Below are 21,748 nucleotides of genomic sequence, written 5' to 3' on the forward strand. Positions count from 1 at the left end.
GGACTGCCCGGCTGTGGGCCGGGCGGCGGGGACGGGTGTTCTCCCCTTACTGTCGGCCGCCCGCGCGCTTTCGTTAGGAAGATTCCCGGTGCGGGGCCCGTTGCACAGGACTAGGGTGGAAGTCAGCGGGGCCGCGCGGCCCGCCCCGTTTCACCTTGGCCCGACGCGGTTGGCTGGCCGCCGGGCCACAGGCACCGCTCCCTGCCACGACCACGGCCGCCTGCCCCAGGAGGAGGGCGCGCCATGGCGTCATTTCCGGCTCTCGAACAGCCACTGAACCCGTTTCCGCAATACGAAGCGATGCGCCGCAGCGATCCTGTCTTTCAGGATCCGGTCACCGGGGCCCGGCACGTATTCGGCTATCAGGACGTGCAGCGTGTCCTGTCCGACCACGCCGTGTTTTCCTCCCGGTTCGGGAGGGACAACCCCACCGAAACCGGACAGCTCTTCGCGGCGAGCCTGATCAACACCGATCCGCCGCGGCACCGCCAGCTGCGTTCGCTTGTGACCCAGGCGTTCACGCCGCGGGCGGTCGAAGCTCTCGCCCCGCGCATCTCGGCGCTCACGGCGGAGCTGCTGGACCCCGTGGTTCCCGCGGGCAGCACCGACCTGATCGAACAACTGGCCTATCCCCTTCCGGTGATCGTGATCGCCGAACTCATGGGCATCCCGGCCGAGGACCGGGACCGGTTCAAGCAATGGTCCGACGCGATCGTTAGCCAAAGCCCGGAGGCCGGGGAGGACCATTCCTCCGGCAACCGGGAGATGGCCGAGTATTTCCTGGCCATGATCGAACAGCGGCGGCACCGGCCCGGCGATGACCTGATCAGCAGCCTCCTCAAGGCTGAGATCGATGGGCAGAAGCTCAGCATCATGGAGCTGCTTGGGTTCTGCACCCTCCTGCTCGTCGCGGGCAACGAAACCACCACCAACCTGATCGGCAACGCCGTGCTGTGCTTCACCGATGAGCCGGGCACGGCGGAGCGGCTGGCTGAGGAGCCGGAGCTGCTTCCCCCGGCAATCGAGGAGGTGCTCCGCTACCGCTCCCCCGTCCAGTCGATGTACCGGGTGGCCGCCGTGGACACTGAACTGCACGGCCGGCCGATCCCTGCGGGATCCCCCATCGTGGCCTGGATCGGCTCGGCAAACCGCGACGGGCACCAGTTTCCGCACCCTGACCAGTTCGACGTCGGCCGCTCACCGAACCGCCATCTGGCCTTCGGGCAGGGCATTCATTTTTGCCTCGGGGCACCGCTGGCCCGACTGGAGGCGAAAATCGCCCTGCAGGCCGTGCTCTCCCGGCTGCCCGGGCTTGCCCTGGAACCCGGGGCGCGGCTGGAGCGGATGGACAGCACAATCGTCTTCGGAGTGAAAACCCTTCCCGTGTGCTGGCAGCCCGCCTGAGCGCCGCAGGCTGTCCCCGGGCCGCCCGACAGGGCAACCCGGGGGTGGGGGCCGGTACTAGCGCTTGAGGTTGCCGAGTTCCTGCAGGACCTCGTCGGAGGTGGTGATGATGCGGGCGTTGGCCTGGAAGCCGCGCTGCGCGACGATCAGGTTGGTGAACTCCTGGGAGAGGTCCACGTTGGACATTTCCAGCGAGCCTCCGGCCAGGGTGCCGATGCCCGGGTCGCCCGCAGCGCCCAGCTGCACGTTGCCGGAGTTGGCGGTGGCGACGTAGGAGGAGCCGCCGGCCTTCTCCAGGCCGGCCGGGTTGGTGAACTTGGCCAGTGCAATCTTGGCCAGGACCTGCTTGGTGCCGTTGCTGAAGGACCCGATCAGGGACCCGTCGTTGCCGAGGGTGAAGGACTCCAGCTTGCCGGCCGCCGAACCGTTCTGGCCGGCAACCGTGAGGGAGCTCATGGTCGCGTAGCCGGAGACCTTCGAGAGGTCCACGACGATGCCCCCGCTGGTAGCGATTGCGGGACCGGGGTTCTGCTTCCCGTTGGTGAACGTGAGGGAGCCGATCGGTCCGCCAGCGTCGGAAACGTCCCAGCCCAAAGCGGATTTGCTGAAGGTGAGCGTCACGCTGCTCTCGGCGCCGGTGGCGTCGTAGACCTTGACGACGCGCTGCAGCGCGGGGCTGCCCACGGCCGCGTCGCTGGGCAGGTTGCCGTCGAGGGTGACCTTGGTGGTGGGGGTCGCGATCATCGTGTTGGGGTTGAGTGTGATGTCGCCGATGGCACCCGCCTGGTCGACCACGCCGCTGGCGTTCGCGGTCCAGCCCTGAAGGATGCCGCCGTCGGGGCTGACGAGCTGGCTGGCGGCGTCGAACGTCATGGAACCGGCGCGGGTGAAGAGCTGCTGGCCGCCTTTGCTGGTGACGAAGAAGCCGTCGCCGGAGATCATCATGTCCGTGGCGCGGCCCGTGCTCTGCGAGGAGCCCTGGGCGAAGTTGGTGCTGACGCCGGCGACGCGGACGCCGAGGCCGATCTGCGCCGGGTTGCTGCCGCCGGACTCGCCCTGCGGCGCGGAGGCGCCCTGGGTCATCTGCGAGAGGGTGTCCTGGAACTGGGTGGAGGACGCCTTGAAGCCGGCCGTGTTGACGTTGGCGATGTTATTGCCGGTGACGTCCAGCATGGTCTGGTGGGCACGGAGGCCGGAGATTCCGGAGTACAGCGAGCGGAGCATGGGAACTGCCTTTCTTCGGGAGGAAACTGGTTAGGAAGCGGCCGGCGCGGTCAGGCCGGTGATGGAGTCGAGGGGGATGGAAAGGTCGCCGACCTTGACGGTCGGCACGGCGCCGGCGAAGGACACCGAGCTGGCGATGCCGGTGCCGCTGGTGCCGTCAGCCAGGGTGTAGCCCACGGAGTGGCCAATCAGCTGGGAGGCTGCGGAGCGCATCTGGAGGGAGAAACCTTCCTTGCTGTTGGTGGTCAGCTCGGTCATTTTTTCCATCATGGAGAGCTGGATGGTCTGCGCCATCATCTGGTTGGTGTCCATCGGGGCGCTCGGGTTCTGGTTCTTGAGCTGCGCCACGAGGAGCGACATGAACACATTGGCATCCATGGTCTGCACGGGGGCCCGGACGGCTGCAGCCTGCGGGGTCGTCCCCGTGGCCGTGACCGGCTGGGGGGCGATGGGCTGGATAGTCATAGCTGGGGTTCCTTCGTGTCAGACGAGAATGTCGAGGGTGGTTTGGGGACCGTTCTGGATCCGGGCGGTACGCAGCGAGGCTTCGTCCGCCAAGGCGTCCCAGCGGTGGCCGGGCCTCGGGCCGCCGGGACCGTTACGGCCGCCGGGACCGGCGCCGCTGCCGGCGCCGAAGCCGCCGCGGCCGGCGTCCTGACCCGCGTCCTGGCCCGCGTCCTGGCCACGGCCGGGCGGCGGCCCGCCGTGGTCGGAGACGTCGAGGCTGGCGCCGAAGCCGGCGTCGGCCAGTTCCTTGCGGAGTTCGGGCAGGATTCCCCGAAGCGCCTCCCTGCCGTTGTCCCCCGGGGCGAACAGTTCGATCCGTACGCCGGCGGCGTCGATGTGGGCGCGCACCGTCAGCGGTCCCAGATCCTCCGGCGTGACCTTCAGGGTCATGATGTGCTGGCCGTGCGGTGCCCCCGCGAGGGTGAAGAGTGGTTTGGCCAGCTGCGGCTGGAGGGCAGGTTGCGGGGCCGGCGCCGGGCCGGCGGCCTGGGGGGCTGCCGCCGCCGGTGCCGGAGCGGGCGCCGGTGGGGCGGAGCCCGCGACGCCGGCCGCGACCAGGCCGTCGACGGGCGCTGCCGGCGCCGCAGCGGGGAGGCTCTCCGCCGGAGCGGCCGATGCCCAGCCGGAAACCGGACCAGCGGCTGCGACGACGCCGGCCGCGCCGGGTGCCGTCGCGACGGCTGCCGCGGACGCCGTCGCCGATGCTGCCGGTAGTGCCGGTGCCCCGGCCCGGCCCTGGCCTGCTGCCGCGGCGGCAACCGGCTGTCCCGGGGCGGCGGCAAAGATGCCCGGGGCGGGCTGGTCGGATGCCCGGCCACCGGCCCCCTGGCCATTCCCGCTCTGGCCAGCTGCGGACGCAAGCCCGACGGCGCCCGGAAGCGGAGCGCCCGGCGGCGCCGCCGCGACGCCCGCGGCTGCGCCGGTTCCCGGTTCACGGGGGGCAGCCGCAGCGCCCGAAACGGACAGTGCGGCCGCAGCGGCGTTGCCGGCGGCCGGGGCGGCAACCGCTGCGGTGGTCGTGGGTGCCCCCGCCGGGAGCGCCAGGCTGGTCCCAGCGGCGCCCGGCTCAACCGGAGGCGGCACAGCCGTGCCCGGGCCGGCGGGCGCCGGGATGGAAGCGGCGATGGCCTGGCTGCCCGCGGGCAGGGCGGGCTGTTGCCCCGCGGCGACGGGCGCGCTGAGCGCCGCGGCTGCGGCAGGCTGAAGCTGTGCCGTGAACAACGCGGAGGCGGCCAGGATGCCGGCGTCGGCGGCCTGGGCAGTGCCGGCAGCGCCGGGACACCCGGCCGGAACGGCAGCAGCGGTGTCCGGAGCGGTGTCCGGAGCGGTGGCTTCGGCCCTCTCGCGGCGTGCCGGGGCGTCGGCGCCAACCGGGACGGCCGGGCCGGCAGAGGACTCCTGGGTCACGGCGTCCTCCAGCACGGTCCCGAAGCCGCCGGATGCTCCCGCGTCGGAGCGGGTGCGGTTCCCCGGCTGGGTGCCGCGTGCCTGCGCCGGGGCGAGCGCCGAGGCCAGGTCCGCCGAAGTCATGCCCTTCATGAGGTTCCTCCCGCGGGGACGATCCGGCGGATGGAGGTCAGGTTGGACTGCTGCTCCCAGGCGTCGCGGATCTGGATGGTCTTGCCCGGGACGGGCGCGTCGATGGCCTTGCCGTTGCCGAGGTAGATGGAGATGTGGTTCCCGCCGAAGCTGATCAGCAAGTCGCCGGGCTTGGCCTGCGCGAGCGAAGCCACCGGGGTTCCCTGCTTCATCTGGTCGCTGACCACGCGGGGAAGCTCGACGCCGAGGTCCTTGAAGACCCGCTGGGTGAACCCGGAGCAGTCCATCCCGGTGGCGGGGTTGGTGCCGCCCCACACGTAGGGCACCCCGATGTACTTCTTGGCCATGGCGACCACGTCCGTGCCGGTCGCGGCGCCGGCCGGCACGGAGACCGGCATGGAGACCGGGGTGGCGGTGCCCGGCGGGGTAAGCCCCTTCAGCGCCCCCAGCCCGGTGGTGCCGCCCAGGCCCAGCCCGTTGGCCAGCGAGGTCAGGTCCGTTCCCGATGCCAGGCCGGTCCCGCCGAGCGCCGCGGTCAGCGCGTCGGTGAATGAGGCGGCGTCGCCGGTTCCCGTGCCGGTGGCCAGCGAGGTCGCGGCGGCGGACTTCTGGGCCGTGGCGGTGCTTTCGGTCTGGGCGGGGCGGCTCAGTTCCGCGATCATCGACTGGATGCCCTGCATTCGGCCCAGCGCCTCGGTCATGCTCATGAGCGCACCTGCTGCTCGTCCCGATGCCAGATCGTGGAGGAGATCTCGTCCAGCACGGACTGTTCGGCCCGCAGCTCGGCGGTGTTGACCTCGGCGTGGTGCCGGTCCTGCAGCTTCTCCAAGCCCACGGAGCGGGTGCGGGCGGCGATGAATTCCTCGCGGGCCGCGGCCTCGTCGGTCTCGGCGATGCGGGCAAGGCTCTGCAGGTCCGCGAGCATACTGTGCGAGGCGGACCGGGCGGCGGCCACGGCGCGCAGCGACGCCGAGCTGCTGATCTCCTCGTCGGTGGCGGTCAGTTGCCGGCGTGCCGAGGCTTCCCGGGCGCGGACGGAGCTGGACCGGGACCGGGCGCGGGCCAGCCCGGTGGCAGCCTGGTCCTGCTGGATCTGGCGGAGGCGCAACAGCCCCGCCAGTGAAAATTGCCGGCTCATGCCGCGGCTCCCAGGATCGAAGTGAGGGTCTCCAGCTGTCGCCAGGACTCAGGGTGGGGGGTGGACTCGTCCATCGGCTGCTGCAGGAAACCGCTGACGGAGTCCTCGTGCGCCAGGGCGGCGTCCACCAGCGGGTTGGTTCCCGCCTGGTAGGCGCCGACGTCGATCAGGTCCTGCGCGGATTTACGGGCCGCGAGGACCCGGCGCAGGGTGGATGCCGCTTCCAGGTGGGGGCGGGCGTTGACCTTGGAGGCGACGCGGGAGACCGAGCCGAGCACGTCCACGGAGGGGAAATGCCCGGTCACGGCGAGTTTCCGGTCCAGCACCACGTGGCCGTCGAGGATCGAGCGGGCGGCGTCGGCGATCGGTTCGTTGTGGTCGTCGCCGTCCACCAGCACGGTGTAGATGCCGGTCACGGAGCCGGTCTCGGCGGTGCCGGCGCGCTCCAGCAGCCGGGCCAGGATGGAGAAGGTCGACGGCGGATAGCCGCGGGTGGCGGGCGGCTCCCCGGCCGAGAGGCCGATCTCGCGCTGGGCCATGGCCACGCGGGTGAGCGAGTCCATCATCAGGACAACGTCCTGGCCGTTGTCGCGGAAGGACTCGGCGATCCGGGTGGCCGTGAACGCGGCGCGCATGCGCATCAGCGCGGGTTCGTCGGAGGTGGCGACGACGACGACGGAGCGGGCCAGCCCGGCCGGGCCGAGGTCGTCCTCAAGGAACTCGCGGACTTCGCGTCCGCGCTCCCCCACCAAGGCAATCACGGATACTTCGGCGTCGGTGCCGCGGGCGATCATAGACAGCAGCGAAGACTTGCCGACGCCGGATCCGGCGAAGAGACCCATGCGCTGGCCCTTGCCCAGGGTCGTCATGGTGTCCAGCACGCGGACACCGGTCTGCAGGGCGGTGTCGATCCTCGCACGCTTCATGGCGTTCGGCGCCTCATTGTCGATCGGGACCCGGGGTCCGCTGAGCAGCGGACCCTTGCCGTCGATCGGACGGCCGAGGCCGTCGAGGACGCGGCCGAAGAGCCCCGCGCCGGTGGGGACCAGCACGGTGCCGCCCTTGGCGCGGACGGGGTCTCCGGCGGCGACCCCGGCGAGTCGTCCCAGCGGCATGCAGCGCACGGAGCCGTCGAGGGCCGCCACAACTTCGGCGTCGAGCCCGGGGTTCTCCCCCACGGTGAGCAGGTCGCCGAGCGCGCAGTCCAGGCCGGATACCTCCAGGCCCAGGCCCATCACGGAGGTGACGGTCCCGACCCGCTGCGGCGCGGCCGCGGCGAGGGCGGCGGCGAAGTCGTCGCCCTTGGGGCGCCACCGGGCGATCACGGCTGGCCGCCGGGCGAATCGTCGGAGGCGTTCGGGGACCACAGCTGGTCCCCCAGCAGTGCCGCCTTGGCGCGGGCGAGTGCGCTGCCGAGGCTGGCGTCGAGCCAGCCCTGCTGGTATTCCACCTTGGCGTCGCCGCGCTGCAGGGACGCGTCCGCGAGCAGCGGCAGGCCGGCCGGAAGGTCCTGGCCTTCCTTGGCGAGCACCGCGATGTCCGCCGGGTGCAGGCGGATGGCAAGCACGGTGGCGGCGTCGTTGCCGGAAAGGGCGCGGTCCAGGGCGGCGCGGGCGGTCCGGGTCCCCTCGGCCAGTTCGTAGCCCAGGATGGCCTCGGCGAGTTCCAGCGCGGTGCGGGCCAGGACCTCCTCGGCGTCGTGCAGCGCCTGGACGTTGCGGTGCGCGAAGTCGGTGCGGGCCACCGCGAGGGCGCGGACGGCACGGTCCAGGTCCTGCTGCCCGGCGGCCAGGGAGGCGGCCTGCTCGGCCGCCATCCGGTCGCGCCAACGGCGCTGTTCCTTCGCGGCGGCGCGCACGCCCGCGGCATAGCCGGCGGCGTGGCCCTCGGTGTAGCCGGCCTGCTCGCTGGCGGGGCCGGACGAACGCAGCGAGGGGAAGACGATGCGGGCCGGCGCGGCCCCCTCAGTAGACATAGTCTTCTTCGTCCCCGCGCTGGATCGTGATCTGGCCTTCGGCCTCGAGTTCGCGGATGGAGCGGACGACGGCGGCGCGCGCCTCCTCGATCTGCGAGGCGCGCAGCGGTCCCAGCGCGGCCATTTCGGATTCGAGGATTTCGAGGTTGCGCCCCGAAACGTTGGTGGTGATGGTCTCCAGCACCGGTTCCGTGGCGCCCTTCATGGCCACGGCGAGGACGGAGGCGTCCAGGCCGCGGAGCACCAGCTGCACGTCGCGGCGTTCCAGCTTCACGATGTCGTCGAAGGTCACCATCTGGGCGCGGATCTCCACGGCGAGGTCCGGATCGAGCAGGTCCAGGCCGTCCAGGACGGACCGTTCGGTGCCGGCGTCGGTGCGGTTGATGATTTCCAGCAGCGGCGCGATGCCGCCCACCACCTTGGAGGCCTGTTGCGACACGGCGGCGCCGCCGCGCAGCTTCAGCGTGTCCGCCACGATGCCGATGGCTTCTGGCGCGCCGGAGCCCATCGTGGCGATGCTCAGGGCGACGTCGGCCCGGAGCGAGCCGGGCAGCCCTGACATCACGGCCGAGGCCTTGCGCGGGCTCAGGTGGGCCAGGACCAACGCGATGGTCTGCGGCAGTTCGCCGTCGATCAGGGCCAGGATCTGCACCGGTTCGATGTCTTCGAGGAACTCAAAGGACTTGCCGGCCATGTTGACCGTCAGCCGGTTGATCAGGCCGGCGGCCTTCTCCGAGCCGAAAGAGGCCTCCAGCAGGCCCTCGGCGAGCTCCCGGCCGCCGCGGGCCTGCCGCGGGCTGCTCAGGGCGGCCTCGTGGAAGTCCTTCATGATCTGTTCGGCGACGTCGGGGTCCACCTTGCGGAGCCGGACAATCTCGGCCGCAATTTCCTCCGCCTCGGCGTCGGTGAACTGCGCCATCACCCGCGCCGCGTTGGCGGGGCTCATCTGCATCAGGACGACGGCGGCACGCTGGGTGCCGGTGAGGGTCGCGTCGGCGAGTTTCATGCGGGCTGCCTGTCATCCATCAGGCCGCGGAGGTAGTCGGCGGCCTTCTCCGGGTTGGCGGCGACCATGTTGTCGATTTCCTGCATCCGGCGTTCGGCTTCGAGCACTTCCATCGGCGGTGCCGGCAGCGGCTGCAGCGGCAGCGCGGTCAGCGGGATGGCCGACGTCGCGGGCTCCGGGTCGAAGGCCGTAACGGCGGGCATCGAGGGCAGCAGGTCCAGGCGTTCGCCGAGGTCCACGGGTTCGCGCTTCTGCCGGCGGCGCAGAATGATGGTGATGATCAGGGCCAGGATCAGCAGGCCGAGCAGGATGCTGCCGGCGGTGACGAGGGTCCCGAAGAACGCCGCCTGTTTCTGCGCCTCGATCTCGGCCTTGGCTGCGTCGAGGGACGCGTTGGCCTGGTCCGCGGCGGCCGTGCTGAACGGGATCACCTCGACGGTGACGACGTCGCCGCGGGCGCGGTCGACGCCGGCGGCGGAGGTGACCAGCGCGGTCAGCGAGCCGATGTTCAGCCCGCCTGCCGCGGACTGGCTGACGGCCACCGAGATGGTCTGGCGCTTGACGGCACCCGGCGGAATGGTCCGGTCCTCGGTCACCTTGTTGACCGCGTTGTTCTTGGTCGCCGTTGAGGAGTCGAAGTTGCCGTTGCCGCTGGTCCCGCCGGGCACGGCAATATTGTCCGGGCCGAGGACACCGGCGGCCCCTCCCCCGGTTCCGGTGTACTTCTCGGTCTTGGAGGACTCGCTCAGCGGCAGCGCACCGGGGGTGTTGGAGAACGTTTCACTCTTCTGCTGGGCGGATTCGCCGGTGACGTCCGCGGCGACCGCGACGGTGGAGTTACCGGGGCCCACTACACGGTCCAGGACGGCGCGGACGGCGTCGCCGGTGCGCTGCTGGTAGTCGGCGGCCTGCTTGGAGGAGGATCCGGCGGCCCCGCCCCCCACGGTGGAGAGGACGTTGCCGTGCGAGTCGACCACCGAGACGTTGGCGGGCTTGAGGTTCTCGATCGCGGCCGAGGTCAGGTGCACAATGGCCTGGACTTTGTCGCCGGAGAGCGTCACACCGGGGGCGGTCTCGACGAAGACCGAGGCCGTGGTGTCCGGGGTCTTGGAGACGAAAACGGTTTTCTCCGGGATCGCGAGCCGGACGGCGGCGGTCTTCACGCCTTCCATGGCGGAAATGGTGCTGGCCAGTTCGCCTTCGAGCGCGCGCTTGTAGGTGACGGACTGCTGGAATTCCGAGGACGTAACGCCCATCTTGTCCAGCAGCGAGTACCCGGTGGCGGCGGCGGTCGGGAGGCCGGCGGCCGCGGCCTTGAGGCGCTCGTCGTAGACCTTGTCCTGCGGGACGAGGATGGTGGCGCCGCCGTCGCTGAGTTCGTAGGGCACGTTGTCCTTGCGCAACTGCTCCACGATGCCGTTCGCGTCCGTGTTTTTGAGCCCGGAGAACAACGGCGTCATGGTGGGCTTGGACAGCCAGGCGGACAGCGCGATGATGCCCACCACGAGCAGCGCGGTGCCGATCACGGCGAGCGTGCGCTGTCCGGTGGTGAAGTTCTTGAGGCCCGCGCCGAAGCGCTGGAAGAAGACGGTAATCTGCGGAGGCATCAGGCCTGCATCCTCATGATCTCGTTGAACGCGTCAACGCCCTTGTTGCGGACGGTGGCCACGAGTTCGAGCGTGATCTGTGCCCGGCTGGCCGCGATCGTGGCGTTGTGGATGTCGTCCAGGTTGCCGGTCACGGCGGAGACCGCCAGCTGCTTCGACGTCGACTGCAACTGCTGGAGGTTGTCCACGGCCCCGGTGAGGGACGATGCAAAGCCGGAACCGTCGGTGCCGGGCACCGACGAGGCGCCGGAGAGGTAATCGGTGGGAACGACGCCCTGCACCGGTGCGATGGGGGAAACGGGCATCAGGATCTTCCAATCTCAAGGGCGGCGAGGTAGGTCTCGCGGGCGCGGTCCACAACCTGGGCGTTGGCCTGGTAGCCGCGCTGGGCAATGATCAGGGCACCCATCTGCTCCGCCATGTCGATGTCCGGGTACTTCACGTTGCCGTCGGCGTCGGCGAGGGGGTGGTCCGGCTGGTAGACGATGCGGCCCGCGCCGTCGCCCAGCTGCGTGCTCTTGACATAGACACCGGTCCCCTCGGCGCCTTCGGCGGCCTCCACGTACTTGGCCCGGAACGCGGGACCCGAGGTCGCCGAGGCGTTGTTCATGTTCGCCAAGTTGTCCGAGACGGCGTCGAGCCACTTGCGGTGCACGGTGAGGGCGGAGCCGGCGATGCCGATCGCGTCGAAAGTCATTAGTTGGTCCTCATCGCGGCGCGCACGGCGGTGAATTCCCCGCCGATGGCCCGGGCGGCGAACTGGAAGCGCAGCACAGTGTCGATGTTCGACAGCGTTTCCGTGTCCAGGTTGACGTTGTTGCCGTTGAGTTGGGTGGGCTCGAGCGACGTCCCGGTGGTGGCCTCGGCGTGGCCGTCGCCGGACTTCACCGACGCGGCGAGGGCAGCTTCAAAGCTGACGCGCTTGGCGTGGTAGTTCGGGGTGTTGACGTTCGCGATGTTGTTCGCGATGGCGCGTTGGCGCAGCGCCAGCCCGTCCATGGCGCTGGCCAGGGCTGCGGAAGTCACGGATTCGAGCACAGAGTCCTGCCTGGGAAATTGCGGGAGGCCGATCCGTGGCCAGTAAACGAGCGATCCGTGCTCTTACTGTGGTTATCGGCACTGTTCAGCGCCGCGTTAGCGAAAAGTGTGAAACGTTTATTCGGGTTCTTTTTAGGTCACCGGCCGGCGCCGGTTTTACCCGTTGACGTCGAGGTAGATCGCCCCGGACGGGTCGCCGACGCCGGGTACCGAGCTGACCGCCTGGAGTTGCCGGGCCACGTCATGCTTGGCCGCTTCCAAGCGCCGTGCCACGCGCTCCTGGGCCTCCGACAGCGCCACGGCCCGCCGCCGCGCCTCCGGGGGCAGGGGTCCGCTCAGCGACGGCGGGGACCAGCGCTGCATGGGAAGGGCGGCCACCGGCTGCTCCGGAGCGGACAACGGTCCCAGCGGGTCCTTAAGCGTTTTCTCTGCAGCCACGACTGCCATCTCCAGCACGTCCAGCACCAGCAGCCACGCGGCGAGGGCCGGGTCTGCCTCGGATGGCCCGGCCTTCTGGTCCCCCCAATGGGCCTGCTCAGCCAAAGCCAAGGCTCCCGCCGGAAGCGCCCGGCTGCGTAGCCCAGGCGCCGGCGCCCGCGAAAGTTGACGCCGCCGGCGTCGTCGCGGCCGTCGGGGCCGGCGTGCCTGTCGCCTGCCCGGGCTGGGTCACCGGGATGGATGCCGCGGCCTCGTGCCACGCCTGGCGCAGGGGTTCCAGGAGATCCATCGCCTCGCGGGTCAGGGCGGCGTCGCGCTGGATGTTGGCATTGACCAGTGCGGTGAAGGCGTAGTTGTAGAGGCCCAGCAGCCCGTCCGCGCCGTCCCAGGCGTCCGTCTTGAGCGATGAGATGAGCTCTGCGATGATCGCCTGGCCGTGCAGGAGGTTCTCCGAGGCGACCGGCCAGTTGGCGGCCTGCTGCGCTGTCTTAGCGCGGCCCAGGTCCAGCAGGAGCCGGTCGTAGAGCATGGTCAGCAGCCGTGCCGGCGGCGCCGAGAGCACGGAATCCGCCAGGTACTGGTTGCGCTGGGCGGCGCCGCTGTAACCGAAACTGTTGCCGAAGGGGGTGCCGGTCATTACTTGGCGCCCCCGCCGGAAAGGCCCGCCAGTTGCGCGGTGAGCCAGGACTGCTGTGCCTTCATGCCGCTGAGCGCTGTCTCCAGGCCGGAGTACGTGCGCTGGAGGGTGGCCTTGCGCGAGGCGAGCCGGAGGTCCCAGTCGCTGATCCGGTCAGCAAGGTCACGGACCTCGGACTGCTGCCCGGTGATCTTGGTGGTCAGCGTTCCGGTGTACCTGTCTGAGGCGCCAGTTGCCGCCGTGGCGATGCGTCCAGCGAGTTCCTGCACCTTGGCCGTTGTTCCGGCGGGATCGGCGGCAAGGGCGGCGGCAAACTTGGTGCCGTCGAACTCCATCGTGCCGGTCTTGGTGATGCTGATGCCGATCTCCGACGGCGATCGCGGCGGGGTGCCCACCGGCAGCGAGGCTGCGGAAAGGATGTTCTGGTTGACCGAGCGCACCGTGCTGTCTCCGGCAAAGATCCCGGCGGAGACTTTGGCACCGCTGGTGTTGGTGGTGGTGTTGACCGCGGTTTTGCTGGCGACCAGCGAGAAGATGCCGTTGACCCCGTCCACCAGGTCGGAGGCGACCTTCTTGATGCCTGCGTCGTCGCGGGAGACGGTGAGGGTGACGGGCGCGGCAGTTACGTCCTTGGCGGTAAGCGTCACGCCAGGCAGCACATCAGCAAAGGTGTTTGTGGAGGATTTGATGGTGGTCTGGGCGATGGGACTTGTCGGCCACAGGACGAGCTCAGCGTCCTGGGCGCTCTTGACGTCCGTGAAAGTGGTTCCGGGATCGCTGATGGTGAACGCGCCGGCGGCGCCGGACTTGGTGGCGGTGAACTGGATTCGGAAGTCGCCGCCGCCGACATCCACCTTGCTCGCGGTGACCCCGGCGCCCGCGGCGTTGACCGCAGTCACGACGTCGTCCAGGCTGTTCGAGGCCGGCGTGATCGTGTAGTTCTGTCCGCCGCTGTTGATGGTCATCGTGGTGTAGGGCCAGCCCGTCACGGCGTTGACCTTGGGGGTCACGGTGACCTGGGTCTGCGCCAGCTTGGTGACCTGGAAGTCGAGGGATCCGGCCTTGGCCGAAGCGGTGGAGGTGGCGACGACCTTGTCGCTGCTCGTGGTGGCCGTGTAGAGGTCCAAGGCGCCGGGCTTGGCGGCTGCCGTGGCCTGCGTTGCGAGCGCGGCTACCTTGCCGTTGAGGCCTTGGAGGGCGGAGACCATGGACTGTATGTCGTAGGACTTGTTCTTGAGCAGGGTTTGCGGGAGGGCTTCGGACTGCATGATCGAGCTGATGAGCGCGGTGGTGTCGAGCCCGCTGGCCAGTCCGTCGAGTGAGATTCCCATCGCTGCCTCTCCTTGGCAATAGCTTTCAAAATGTTCAGTGGTGATGCTGGTGCTGATGTATTGGTCTCGCACGTAAGGGCCGGACGATGGTTTTGCCATCGTCCGGCCCTTCCGCAGCTTGATGATCGGGGGTGTCTCTTCGTCCGATCGCCGGTGGCAGCCCTACTGCTAGACTGCCGGTTTTGCCTAGCGCAGGAGCGAAAGAACGCCCTGGCTGGACTGGTTTGCCTGGGCCAGCATTGCGGTGCCGGCCTGGGACAGGATGTTCGCCTTGGTGAACTTGACCATTTCCGAGGCCATGTCGACGTCGGCGATGCGGGACTGGGCGGCCTGCAGGTTCTCACCGGCAACGTTCAGCGACTTGATCGTGTGCTCGAGGCGGTTCTGGGCTGCACCCAGGTCTGCGCGCTGCGAGGACACGTTCTTGATTGCGGCGTCGATGTAACCGATCGAGAGCTGGGCGTTTGCTGCCGTATCCACCTTGAAGTCGGTCGCACCCGTGGAGGCGGAGAGAACCTTGCCAGCTGCATTGACGCCGGAGGCGCCTTCGACATCGCCGACCTTGACGGAGATGGTGTCGTTGGTGGTGCCTCCGGTGCCAACCTGAATCTTCAGGATGCCGTTGGCAGGCGTGCCGCCGTCAGAGGTTACCCCGGTACCCGTGGCGCCCTTGAGCAGGTCGATGCCGTTGAAGTTGGTGGCCGCGGTAAGGCGGTTCAACTCCTTGCCGAGTGCGTCGCCTTCAGCCTTGATGGCCAGACGGGCGTCGGCGTTGTTGGTATCGTTCGCGCCCTGGACGGCGAGGTCGCGCATACGCTGCAGGATGGAGTGAACCTCGGTCAGGGCGCCTTCAGTCGTCTGGATGACAGAGATGCCGTCCTGGGCGTTGCGGGCGGCCTGAGCCGAACCCGTGACCTGAGCCTTCAGGCCCTCGGAGATGGACAGGCCTGCTGCGTCATCGCCGGCGCGGTTGATGCGCAGGCCGGTGGACAGCTTCTCCAGGGACTTGGAGAGATCGGTCTGGGTGGAGTTGAGGTTGCGGTACGAGTTGTTCGCCGCGAGGTTGTTGTTGATAACGAAGCCCATGATTTTTCCTCCGTGAGTTGGGACTGTAAGCGATGGCCCATCCGTGGGCCTTCAGCAGTAGCTATCGCCATCCAGACTGCAGAGGTAAGGAGAATTCCAAAATTCTTTTCGGAATTTCCCTTCCGCCGAAATCCGCGTGTTATCAGCCTTATTCCTGCTAACGGGTGCGGCAATCCTGCCGATAGTTTGTACGAACCCTGCAGAAGGCCTCGTCGTCCGCACGACGATTTCCCGGCCTTCGCACCATTCGCACTCATGAGGGAGCCGTCCGGACCATGGCCATCCACGAACTTTCTGCCCTGCTGTGGCGGGAGCGTGAACTGCTGGACGTATTGACTTTCAAGCTGGAGGAAGAGCAGCTGCTGCTCACCGCCGGCAAGTCCCGCTGGCTGCCGCACGGGACCAAGGAAGTGGAGCAGGTGCTGGGGCACCTGTCCCAGGCAAGCCTGGCGCGCACCATCGAGGCCGCCGTCGTGGCTGAAATGTGGGGCCTGCCCACCGACGCCACCCTGGGCGAACTTGCCGAGGCCGCGCCGGAAGGCGCCTGGGCCGAAGTCCTGAGCGCGCACCTCGCCGCCCTCACCCGCCAGACCGCACTGATCAAGGAACTGCGCGACGCGAACGAACAGTATTTGCGCACCGCTGTCCGGTCCACCCAGGAGTCGCTCGCCGATCTGCGTCCGGCCACCACCGCCGGCACCTACGACGCGCATGGCAAGACCGGGGATTCCGCCGGCTCCCGCATCTTCGACCAGCAATTCTAAGGAAGCGACCATGAGCACCTTTGGCGCCCTGAACACCGCCTACCGCGGGCTGACTGCCGCCCAGCAGGGCATGAACGTGGCCGGGCAGAACATCGCCAACGCGGCCACCGAGGGCTACACCCGCCAGCGTGTCCAGCAGTCAGCCATCGCCGCGCCGGCCCAGGGCCTCAACGGCTCTGGCCGTCCCGAGGCGGGCCAGGGCGTCTCGGTAGATGCCATCACCCGGCTCGGCAGCAGTGTCCTCGACGCCAGCGTCCGCTCCGCGAGCGCGCAGGCAGGCTACGCCGGTGTCCGTTCCTCGGCCCTGCAGGGGATCGAAGGCATATTGCAGGAGCCCGGCGACAACGGCATCTCCGCCTCGCTCCAGGGATTCTGGTCCGCCTGGCAGGGTGCCGCGAGACAGCCGGCCGAGGACGGCCCCAAAGGGCTGCTGCTGAATGCGGCCAACTCCCTGACGGACAAGATCTCCTCCGCGTACCAGACCCTGCAGGGGCAGTGGAGCAGCGTCCGGGCCCAGGCCGCCGACGCCGTCACCGCCGTGAACGCGGCCGCCAGCCAGGTGGCCGCCTACAACGCCACCATCCGCTCCACCCTGGCCGCCGGCGGTTCAGCGAACGAGCTGATCGACGCACGCGCCAAACTCACCGACACCATCTCGCGCCTGGCCGGCGGCACGGTGCGCGAACAGGCAGACGGCACCGTGGACGTCCACATCGGCGGCAACGCCCTCGTGATGGGCACCTCGGTCCGGGGCCTTCAGCTCTCCGGCAGCCAGACCGCGGACACCCTCGGATCCGCCGTGCAGCTGCTCTGGACGGACCCGGCCGGAGTGGCGTCCTCCGACGGCGGCGAAATCGCCGGTGCCCTCTCCGTGCTGGCCCCTGCCGCCGGCGGCAACGGCGGCGCCATCGCCGAGGCAGCCGAGAAGTACAACGGCTTCGCGAGCAAACTCGCTGAAATCGTCAACACCGTCCACCGCTCCGGCGAAACAGGAGCAGGCGCCACCAACGTCGACTTCTTCACCATCGGCGCCGGACCTGCCGCGCTCGGCATCAAGGCTCCCGCTGGGACCGCCGGCATCGCCCTCAAGGCCCCGAGCCAGGGTGCCCTCGACACCAGCATCGCGGACAAGATTTCGCAGCTTGGCACGGGCGCGGATTCGCCGGACAAGCTCTGGTCCGGCATTGTCACCGGGATCGGGGTGGAGTCCCGCGGCGCCCAGCAGCGCGAGGCACTCACATCCGCGGCGCAGGCATCGGCGGTGACCGGCCGCGCGTCACAGGCTTCGGTGAGCCTGGATGAAGAGAACGTCAACCTGCTCGCCAACCAGCACGCGTACCAGGCCGCCGCCCGCGTCATGACCGCCGTCGACGAGGCCCTTGACGTCCTGATCAACCGCACCGGACTGGTAGGAAGGTAGCCATGCTGAACCGGGTAACGAACCTGACCATGAACGCGGCCGCGCAGCGGAGCCTGCAGACCCAGCAGGCCAAGCTGGCCGAGCTGCAGGACAAGGCCACCTCGCTCAACAAGATCTCCCGCCCCTCGGACGATCCCGCCGCCACGGCCCAGGCCCTGGCCACCCGGTCACTCCAGGCGGCCAACGCCCAGTACGGCCGGAACATCGACGACGGCAACACCTGGCTCACCGCCGCCGATTCCGCGCTGGAACAGGCCACCAACGTGATGCGCCGGGTCAAGGACCTGACAGTCATGGCGGGCAACGGCTCGCTGAACCAGTCCGGCAAGGACGCGATTGCCGCCGAGCTGGAGTCCCTGAACAAGGACCTGGTGTCCATCGCCAACACCCAGCACCTGGGCCGAAACGTCTTCGCTGGCAGCTCGGATGCAGCCGGTGCCTTCACCCGGGGCACGCCGCGCAACCCCAGTGTCCCCAGCGACACCGGCACCCCGCCCACCTTCAATGGCACCGGCATAAGCTCGGTGGAGCGGCGGATCAGCGCCACCCAAACCGTGCGCGTCGACGCCGACGGCGCCGAGATCTTCGGTAACGGCGCCGGCTCCGTTTTTGACACCGTGAGCAAACTGGCCGCGGACCTGCGGACCGGCACCGACGTCGCCCCGCGGGTGGCCGACGTCGACACCGCCTTTAAGAAGATCGTCAACGGCCGTGCTGAAATTGGAACACGGCAGGCACAGCTGGAACGTGCCGGCAACGTCAACACCGAATTGGAGGCTTCCTTGGACGCCCAGCGGACCGGCATTGAAAAAGCTGACCTTGGCAGCGTGATCATGGACCTGAAACTTCAGGAAACCAATTACCAGGTGGCCCTGGCCGCCACCGCGCGGGTCCTGCAGCCCACCCTGATGGACTTCCTGCGATGAACTCGGCCCTCAGCAGCACGCCGGTGACCTTCACTGCCCCGATGCCGGGGCTGGAGAATGTCCACGACTTCACCCTGCGGAACATCGACAGTGCCCCCGGCCTGTTCGCCCTCGAGTCCGGCTCCTCGCCGGTGCGGCTGTTCCTCGCGGACGCGGCCGTGTTCGTTCCGGGTTACACGCCGCCGCTTCCGGGCTCCGCGCTGGAAGCCCTGGAACTTGGCGACGGCGAGGCACCCCAGGTGCTGGTGGTGGTCAACCACTCCCCCGCTGCCACCACGGTCAACCTGATGGCGCCGATTGTGCTCAACCCGGCCACCCGGCGCTGCACCCAGCTTGTGCTGGACGGCAAGGAGTACCCGCTGCGGGCGGACCTCGGCTCGCTCTAGCGGGACCCGCCGTCGGGCGCCGCCGTCCCACCGGGGCCGGTCACCAGAAGTGCGCCACGTCAATCACCAGGCGTGAGCCCGTGCCGGGTCCCGGCAGCGTGAAGACCCGGAACGGCAGCCGCGCCCGGACGCCCAGCCCTAAGCTGGTGTAGCCCTCGAAGCTCCCGGCCCACGCCACCTGCCGGAACGTCTGGTACCCGCCCACGTTGCTCACTTCGTCCTTGGTACCCGGCGTGTAAGTGGGTTGGCCGGCGTCGTCGTAGGCGGGCGCGTTGACGGTGATCTGCAGGAAGGCCTGGCCCCGCAGCGAAATCGGCAACCCGGACCCGCCCTGGACGACCTGGGGCACGTACCGCACCGTGTAGCCGCCCACCGGGCCGTTGAGGTCCATGACGATCCGGTCGAAGCAGTAGTGCTGGCCGGTACGGACGTTGGTCACCTTCGCCTGGCTCATCGCGGCGTCGGCCTTGGCCAGCGACCCCCACACGAGTCCGCAGTAAGGATCAGCCGCGGCGGGCCCGGGGGCAAGCAGCCCCAGCCCTGCGGCCATCAGCACCGCCACCATCAAGACGGTAAGTTTCTTCCCCTGGAATCGCCTCACCCGGGCCGCCCCCTCAAGTCGTTTCGACACCTCAAGCGTAGGATCGGGCGCCCGCCTTGGCGAGGGCCTGTGCAGCATCGGCCCCCAACTGTTAGCCGCCAGCGGCTCCGGTCACGAATTCAGCAGTGATGCTGGTCCGGGCGCCGCCGGATACGGCAAAGCGCCGGGCCCTTGGGGGAGGCCGGCGCTTTGCACTGAGTTCGAAATTCTTGGCACGTCCCGCGGGCGGGCTCGCACTGGAGGGTTGTTAGCCTTCGCAGTCGCGGCAGTACTTCATACCGTTCTTTTCCTTGGCAACCTGGGACCGGTGGCGGACCAGGAAGCAGGAGGAACAGGTGAATTCATCGGACTGCTCGGGAACAACAATGACGGTCAGTTCTTCGCCGGAGAGGTCGGCGCCGGGAAGGTCGATGCCTTCGGCGGTGTCGTTCTCGTCGACGTCGATAACAGCAGTCTGGGCGCCGCCGCCACGGGACGCCTGGAGGGCCTCCAGCGATTCAGCGGGAGACTCTTCTTCTGTCTTGCGTGGGGCGTCGTAATCGGTAGCCATAGCGTGATTCACTTTCGTTGCTGCGCAGCGCCATTTCAGGCACCTCAGTGAAGCAGTTTAGGCCATCATGCCCGGAGTTGAAGAATACTGTGTTCAAAGCGACATTCCGCGTCGCCGGACCGGGTGCGCCGCACGTTCCGGGAAGGCGAATTCGACGCCGACACACGCCTCCGTTTTGCCTTTGCGAGCGCCTTAAGGACCGCCGGACTCAGAGTCGGGGGTATCAGCCCACCGGCCAGACGATGAGGGTCTTCCACACGGCCGGGTCCGGTTCGGTCCCCGGATCACTGAGGTAGTACTCCCACATCGTGTCCCCCGGCGTCAGGCCCTCCGCCTGCATCCGCGCCATCACCTTGCCGTAGGTCTCCGGCAGCGTCTCGTACGGACCCACATGCATCGCTTCGAGGGCACGCCCGGCCGGGAGCACGCCGGCCACCACACCGCCGTCGCCCCCGCCCGGAAAGGGAGCGGCGAGCGGGAACCCGGCTTCGACGTCGACGACGTCGGTTGGCATGCCCCGGTACAGCGCGAACGGCGGCCCGGCCAGTTGGACGTCCTGCTGCTGCACGGCTGCCGTCACCGAGGAGTAGGCGCGGCCGAAGAACTCCCGCAGGGCGCTCATCGGAACGGTTTCGCGCAGCACCGCGGTGGGCTGCTCCTGGCGGTCAGTCGACTTGATCTCGGGCGTGGATTCCGGATTCGTTTCGCTCATCTGCCCAGCCTCCGCCGCAGCCCCTGACGTGGTCAAGGGCCGAACGTCCCAGCAGTCTTTCCCACCAAGGAAGACGCCATATTCGGACTGCGCGGGCCCGCGACCGTCCCGGGCGCCACTGGACCCGGTTCCGTCCCCTTCACCGCGGCGACCCGGCGTGTCCGTGTCATAGTGCCCCCGCCCGGAAGGCGCCGGTCAGGCGACGGACCGGGAGATCCGGGGCGGAGGCACAAAAAACCCCTCCGTTCCGGGCAAAATCGCCGGAACGGAGGGGTTCGTGGAGCCCCCTGTCGGATTCGAACCGACGACCCCCGCTTTACAAGAGCGGTGCTCTGGCCAACTGAGCTAAGGAGGCAATTTCGCCGTCGTCGTCCAGCCGCGAAAGGGGCCGGACGCTAAGCGCTAGATAAGGGTAGCCCACGGACGCCTGCCGGTAAAAAATGCCGGCAAGCGGCCGGCAAGGAGGCAGCCCGGCGCCGGACGGATCCGGGGCCGGGCTGTGTCCGCGAGCGCGCGCTTACTTCTTGGCGTCGACCGCTGCCTGGAGGTACTGGTCGAACGGGGTCTGGGCGCTGTCGCCCTTGCCCCACTGCTTGCCCTCGACAAACACGGTGGGCGTACCCGTGACCCCGATGGCCGCAGCCTGCTGGGTCGTGTACTTCACGTACGGGCGGTAGGTCTTGTCATCTACGCACTTGTCGATGCTCTTGGCGCCGGTATCCGTGGCCAGCTTCTTCAGGTCCGCGTCGGAAAGGCCTGCGGTGCCCTCCTTCGGCTGCTTCGCGAACAGTGCGTCCACGAAGTCCGAGTACTTCTCCGGGGACTCGTTCACCACGCAGGCCGCGGCGTTGGCCGCCCGGGAGGAGTAGTTGGTGGTCGAGCGGCTATCCAGGAAGCCCAGCGGCCGGTACTCGACGGTGATCTTGCCGTCGTTGCGCAGCTTGGTGAGGGTTTCGTTGTAACGGGCTTCGAAGTCCTTGCAGACCGGGCAGATGAAGTCGATGTAGAGGACCACCTTGACCGGCTTGCCGGCCTCGGCGTCGGCGCCGGGCGCCTTGATCTCTGCGGGCGGGGTGGCGGCCGGGGACGGCAGGTCCGCGAGCTTGACGGTGGCTGCGTCCGATTTCGCCACCTCGGTGTTGGCCAGCAGGGTCACGCCGCCGTTGACGTTGCCGTTCGCCGGCGTCGGGCCGGAATCGGCGATCGGTGCGTTCTTCTGGATGTTCGAGGTGACCACCAGGGCGACAATCACAATGATGGCGACGACGGCGGCCACGATGCCCCAGCCGATCAGCAGCTTGTTGCGCTTTTCCTTCTTCAGCTGCGCCTCGCGGATCTCACGGGCTTTCTCGCGCGCCGCGGCGGTGCGCTCCGCTTTGGACTGACGGGGTTCGTTTGCGGGGCTCATTGGTTCCTCGTGTCGATCGGCCTGGGATGGTCCACTGGGTGGCAACTCCAT

General features: G+C 68.9%; 25 protein-coding genes and 1 tRNA gene. 5 read left to right on the top strand and 21 right to left on the bottom strand.

Annotated elements, in window-relative coordinates:
* Positions 1-243 precede the first annotated feature (243 nt).
* Positions 244-1,404 carry a cytochrome P450 gene (locus AC6I9V_RS05360; protein WP_497898605.1) on the top strand — a complete coding sequence of 387 codons (1,161 nt, stop codon included), beginning with the start codon at positions 244-246 and terminating at the stop codon, positions 1,402-1,404.
* A 57-nt stretch (positions 1,405-1,461) separates the two neighbouring features.
* On the opposite strand, the gene AC6I9V_RS05365 is transcribed toward AC6I9V_RS05360, so the two are convergent.
* The 16 genes from AC6I9V_RS05365 to AC6I9V_RS05440 form a co-directional block, all read right to left on the bottom strand.
* On the bottom strand, positions 1,462-2,628 hold the full coding sequence (locus AC6I9V_RS05365) for a flagellar hook protein FlgE (RefSeq protein ID WP_497898606.1): 1,167 nt from the start codon (positions 2,626-2,628) through the stop codon (positions 1,462-1,464).
* Positions 2,629-2,658: 30 nt separating this feature from the next.
* Complete coding sequence (locus tag AC6I9V_RS05370) at positions 2,659-3,093, bottom strand: flagellar hook assembly protein FlgD (RefSeq protein WP_497898607.1); 435 nt, start codon at positions 3,091-3,093, stop codon at positions 2,659-2,661.
* An 18-nt stretch (positions 3,094-3,111) separates the two neighbouring features.
* Positions 3,112-4,674 (bottom strand): flagellar hook-length control protein FliK, encoded by a 1,563-nt coding sequence (locus tag AC6I9V_RS05375; RefSeq protein ID WP_497898608.1) that lies wholly within the window; start codon positions 4,672-4,674, stop codon positions 3,112-3,114.
* On the bottom strand, positions 4,671-5,381 hold the full coding sequence (locus AC6I9V_RS05380; RefSeq protein ID WP_497898609.1) for a C40 family peptidase: 711 nt from the start codon (positions 5,379-5,381) through the stop codon (positions 4,671-4,673). Before AC6I9V_RS05380 ends, AC6I9V_RS05375 begins: the two co-directional genes overlap by 4 nt.
* Positions 5,378-5,812: a flagellar FliJ family protein gene (locus AC6I9V_RS05385; protein WP_349414480.1), complete on the bottom strand. Its 435-nt coding sequence runs from the start codon at positions 5,810-5,812 to the stop codon at positions 5,378-5,380. Before AC6I9V_RS05385 ends, AC6I9V_RS05380 begins: the two co-directional genes overlap by 4 nt.
* Entirely contained in the window at positions 5,809-7,137 is a 1,329-nt protein-coding gene (locus AC6I9V_RS05390; protein WP_497898610.1) for a FliI/YscN family ATPase, read from the bottom strand. The genes AC6I9V_RS05385 and AC6I9V_RS05390 overlap by 4 nt, the downstream gene beginning before the upstream one ends.
* Complete coding sequence (locus tag AC6I9V_RS05395; protein ID WP_497898611.1) at positions 7,134-7,787, bottom strand: FliH/SctL family protein; 654 nt, start codon at positions 7,785-7,787, stop codon at positions 7,134-7,136. The genes AC6I9V_RS05390 and AC6I9V_RS05395 overlap by 4 nt, the downstream gene beginning before the upstream one ends.
* Complete coding sequence (fliG, locus tag AC6I9V_RS05400) at positions 7,777-8,793, bottom strand: flagellar motor switch protein FliG (protein ID WP_349414485.1); 1,017 nt, start codon at positions 8,791-8,793, stop codon at positions 7,777-7,779. The genes AC6I9V_RS05395 and fliG overlap by 11 nt, the downstream gene beginning before the upstream one ends.
* Positions 8,790-10,400, bottom strand: coding sequence for a flagellar basal-body MS-ring/collar protein FliF (gene fliF, locus AC6I9V_RS05405; RefSeq protein ID WP_497898612.1), 1,611 nt, complete (start codon positions 10,398-10,400; stop codon positions 8,790-8,792). Before fliF ends, fliG begins: the two co-directional genes overlap by 4 nt.
* A complete protein-coding gene (fliE, locus tag AC6I9V_RS05410) occupies positions 10,400-10,705 on the bottom strand; it encodes a flagellar hook-basal body complex protein FliE (protein ID WP_146335739.1) in 306 nt (101 codons plus the stop codon). The genes fliF and fliE overlap by 1 nt, the downstream gene beginning before the upstream one ends.
* Positions 10,705-11,097, bottom strand: a complete 393-nt coding sequence (locus tag AC6I9V_RS05415; protein ID WP_146335740.1) for a flagellar basal body rod protein FlgC — start codon at positions 11,095-11,097, stop codon at positions 10,705-10,707. Before AC6I9V_RS05415 ends, fliE begins: the two co-directional genes overlap by 1 nt.
* Positions 11,097-11,438: a flagellar basal body rod protein FlgB gene (locus AC6I9V_RS05420; protein ID WP_146335741.1), complete on the bottom strand. Its 342-nt coding sequence runs from the start codon at positions 11,436-11,438 to the stop codon at positions 11,097-11,099. Before AC6I9V_RS05420 ends, AC6I9V_RS05415 begins: the two co-directional genes overlap by 1 nt.
* A 156-nt stretch (positions 11,439-11,594) precedes the next feature.
* Positions 11,595-11,981: a hypothetical protein gene (locus AC6I9V_RS05425; RefSeq protein ID WP_497898613.1), complete on the bottom strand. Its 387-nt coding sequence runs from the start codon at positions 11,979-11,981 to the stop codon at positions 11,595-11,597.
* Complete coding sequence (gene fliS / locus AC6I9V_RS05430; RefSeq protein ID WP_497898614.1) at positions 11,974-12,513, bottom strand: flagellar export chaperone FliS; 540 nt, start codon at positions 12,511-12,513, stop codon at positions 11,974-11,976. The genes AC6I9V_RS05425 and fliS overlap by 8 nt, the downstream gene beginning before the upstream one ends.
* Positions 12,513-13,844: a flagellar filament capping protein FliD gene (fliD, locus tag AC6I9V_RS05435; RefSeq protein WP_497898615.1), complete on the bottom strand. Its 1,332-nt coding sequence runs from the start codon at positions 13,842-13,844 to the stop codon at positions 12,513-12,515. The genes fliS and fliD overlap by 1 nt, the downstream gene beginning before the upstream one ends.
* A 186-nt stretch (positions 13,845-14,030) precedes the next feature.
* Positions 14,031-14,930 (bottom strand): flagellin N-terminal helical domain-containing protein, encoded by a 900-nt coding sequence (locus tag AC6I9V_RS05440; protein WP_349414497.1) that lies wholly within the window; start codon positions 14,928-14,930, stop codon positions 14,031-14,033.
* Between the two features lie 275 nt (positions 14,931-15,205).
* Here AC6I9V_RS05440 and AC6I9V_RS05445 point away from each other — a divergent pair, with 275 nt between their 5' ends.
* From AC6I9V_RS05445 to AC6I9V_RS05460, 4 genes are read left to right on the top strand one after another with little or no spacing between them, the layout of a single operon-like run.
* Entirely contained in the window at positions 15,206-15,694 is a 489-nt protein-coding gene (locus AC6I9V_RS05445; RefSeq protein ID WP_497898616.1) for a flagellar protein FlgN, read from the top strand.
* Between the two features lie 10 nt (positions 15,695-15,704).
* Entirely contained in the window at positions 15,705-17,114 is a 1,410-nt protein-coding gene (gene flgK / locus AC6I9V_RS05450; protein WP_497898617.1) for a flagellar hook-associated protein FlgK, read from the top strand.
* 2 nt (positions 17,115-17,116) lie between these two features.
* Positions 17,117-18,040, top strand: a complete 924-nt coding sequence (flgL, locus tag AC6I9V_RS05455; RefSeq protein WP_497898618.1) for a flagellar hook-associated protein FlgL — start codon at positions 17,117-17,119, stop codon at positions 18,038-18,040.
* The gene (locus AC6I9V_RS05460; RefSeq protein WP_497898619.1) at positions 18,037-18,426 is read left to right on the top strand and encodes a flagellar assembly protein FliW; all 390 of its coding nucleotides are present in this window, start codon (positions 18,037-18,039) and stop codon (positions 18,424-18,426) included. Before flgL ends, AC6I9V_RS05460 begins: the two co-directional genes overlap by 4 nt.
* 40 nt (positions 18,427-18,466) lie before the next feature.
* Here the strand turns inward: AC6I9V_RS05460 and AC6I9V_RS05465 are convergent, their stop codons facing one another.
* The 5 genes from AC6I9V_RS05465 to AC6I9V_RS05485 form a co-directional block, all read right to left on the bottom strand.
* The gene (locus AC6I9V_RS05465; protein ID WP_497900261.1) at positions 18,467-18,991 is read right to left on the bottom strand and encodes an AMIN-like domain-containing (lipo)protein; all 525 of its coding nucleotides are present in this window, start codon (positions 18,989-18,991) and stop codon (positions 18,467-18,469) included.
* 283 nt (positions 18,992-19,274) lie between these two features.
* Entirely contained in the window at positions 19,275-19,577 is a 303-nt protein-coding gene (locus AC6I9V_RS05470) for a DUF4193 domain-containing protein (protein ID WP_056424304.1), read from the bottom strand.
* 223 nt (positions 19,578-19,800) lie between these two features.
* Complete coding sequence (locus AC6I9V_RS05475) at positions 19,801-20,289, bottom strand: GyrI-like domain-containing protein (RefSeq protein WP_497898620.1); 489 nt, start codon at positions 20,287-20,289, stop codon at positions 19,801-19,803.
* Between the two features lie 278 nt (positions 20,290-20,567).
* Positions 20,568-20,644 (bottom strand) — tRNA-Thr (locus tag AC6I9V_RS05480).
* Positions 20,645-20,806: 162 nt separating this feature from the next.
* Positions 20,807-21,697, bottom strand: a complete 891-nt coding sequence (locus AC6I9V_RS05485) for a DsbA family protein (RefSeq protein WP_349414510.1) — start codon at positions 21,695-21,697, stop codon at positions 20,807-20,809.
* Positions 21,698-21,748 lie beyond the last annotated feature (51 nt).

Source organism: Arthrobacter sp. SlRoot2-15, from assembly GCF_059739345.1.

Coding starts and splice junctions, on each gene's coding strand:
- flgL (WP_497898618.1), top strand. CDS start 17,117: ATGCTGAACCGGGTAACGAACCTGACCATGAACGCGGCCGCGCAGCGG.
- AC6I9V_RS05395 (WP_497898611.1), bottom strand. CDS start 7,787: ATGTCTACTGAGGGGGCCGCGCCGGCCCGCATCGTCTTCCCCTCGCTG.
- AC6I9V_RS05460 (WP_497898619.1), top strand. CDS start 18,037: ATGAACTCGGCCCTCAGCAGCACGCCGGTGACCTTCACTGCCCCGATG.
- fliG (WP_349414485.1), bottom strand. CDS start 8,793: ATGAAACTCGCCGACGCGACCCTCACCGGCACCCAGCGTGCCGCCGTC.
- fliE (WP_146335739.1), bottom strand. CDS start 10,705: ATGCCCGTTTCCCCCATCGCACCGGTGCAGGGCGTCGTTCCCACCGAT.
- AC6I9V_RS05475 (WP_497898620.1), bottom strand. CDS start 20,289: ATGAGCGAAACGAATCCGGAATCCACGCCCGAGATCAAGTCGACTGAC.
- AC6I9V_RS05485 (WP_349414510.1), bottom strand. CDS start 21,697: ATGAGCCCCGCAAACGAACCCCGTCAGTCCAAAGCGGAGCGCACCGCC.
- AC6I9V_RS05385 (WP_349414480.1), bottom strand. CDS start 5,812: ATGAGCCGGCAATTTTCACTGGCGGGGCTGTTGCGCCTCCGCCAGATC.
- fliD (WP_497898615.1), bottom strand. CDS start 13,844: ATGGGAATCTCACTCGACGGACTGGCCAGCGGGCTCGACACCACCGCG.
- AC6I9V_RS05465 (WP_497900261.1), bottom strand. CDS start 18,991: ATGGTGGCGGTGCTGATGGCCGCAGGGCTGGGGCTGCTTGCCCCCGGG.
- AC6I9V_RS05380 (WP_497898609.1), bottom strand. CDS start 5,381: ATGAGCATGACCGAGGCGCTGGGCCGAATGCAGGGCATCCAGTCGATG.
- AC6I9V_RS05445 (WP_497898616.1), top strand. CDS start 15,206: ATGGCCATCCACGAACTTTCTGCCCTGCTGTGGCGGGAGCGTGAACTG.
- AC6I9V_RS05440 (WP_349414497.1), bottom strand. CDS start 14,930: ATGGGCTTCGTTATCAACAACAACCTCGCGGCGAACAACTCGTACCGC.
- AC6I9V_RS05365 (WP_497898606.1), bottom strand. CDS start 2,628: ATGCTCCGCTCGCTGTACTCCGGAATCTCCGGCCTCCGTGCCCACCAG.
- AC6I9V_RS05370 (WP_497898607.1), bottom strand. CDS start 3,093: ATGACTATCCAGCCCATCGCCCCCCAGCCGGTCACGGCCACGGGGACG.
- AC6I9V_RS05360 (WP_497898605.1), top strand. CDS start 244: ATGGCGTCATTTCCGGCTCTCGAACAGCCACTGAACCCGTTTCCGCAA.
- AC6I9V_RS05415 (WP_146335740.1), bottom strand. CDS start 11,097: ATGACTTTCGACGCGATCGGCATCGCCGGCTCCGCCCTCACCGTGCAC.
- flgK (WP_497898617.1), top strand. CDS start 15,705: ATGAGCACCTTTGGCGCCCTGAACACCGCCTACCGCGGGCTGACTGCC.
- AC6I9V_RS05375 (WP_497898608.1), bottom strand. CDS start 4,674: ATGAAGGGCATGACTTCGGCGGACCTGGCCTCGGCGCTCGCCCCGGCG.
- AC6I9V_RS05470 (WP_056424304.1), bottom strand. CDS start 19,577: ATGGCTACCGATTACGACGCCCCACGCAAGACAGAAGAAGAGTCTCCC.
- fliS (WP_497898614.1), bottom strand. CDS start 12,513: ATGACCGGCACCCCCTTCGGCAACAGTTTCGGTTACAGCGGCGCCGCC.
- fliF (WP_497898612.1), bottom strand. CDS start 10,400: ATGCCTCCGCAGATTACCGTCTTCTTCCAGCGCTTCGGCGCGGGCCTC.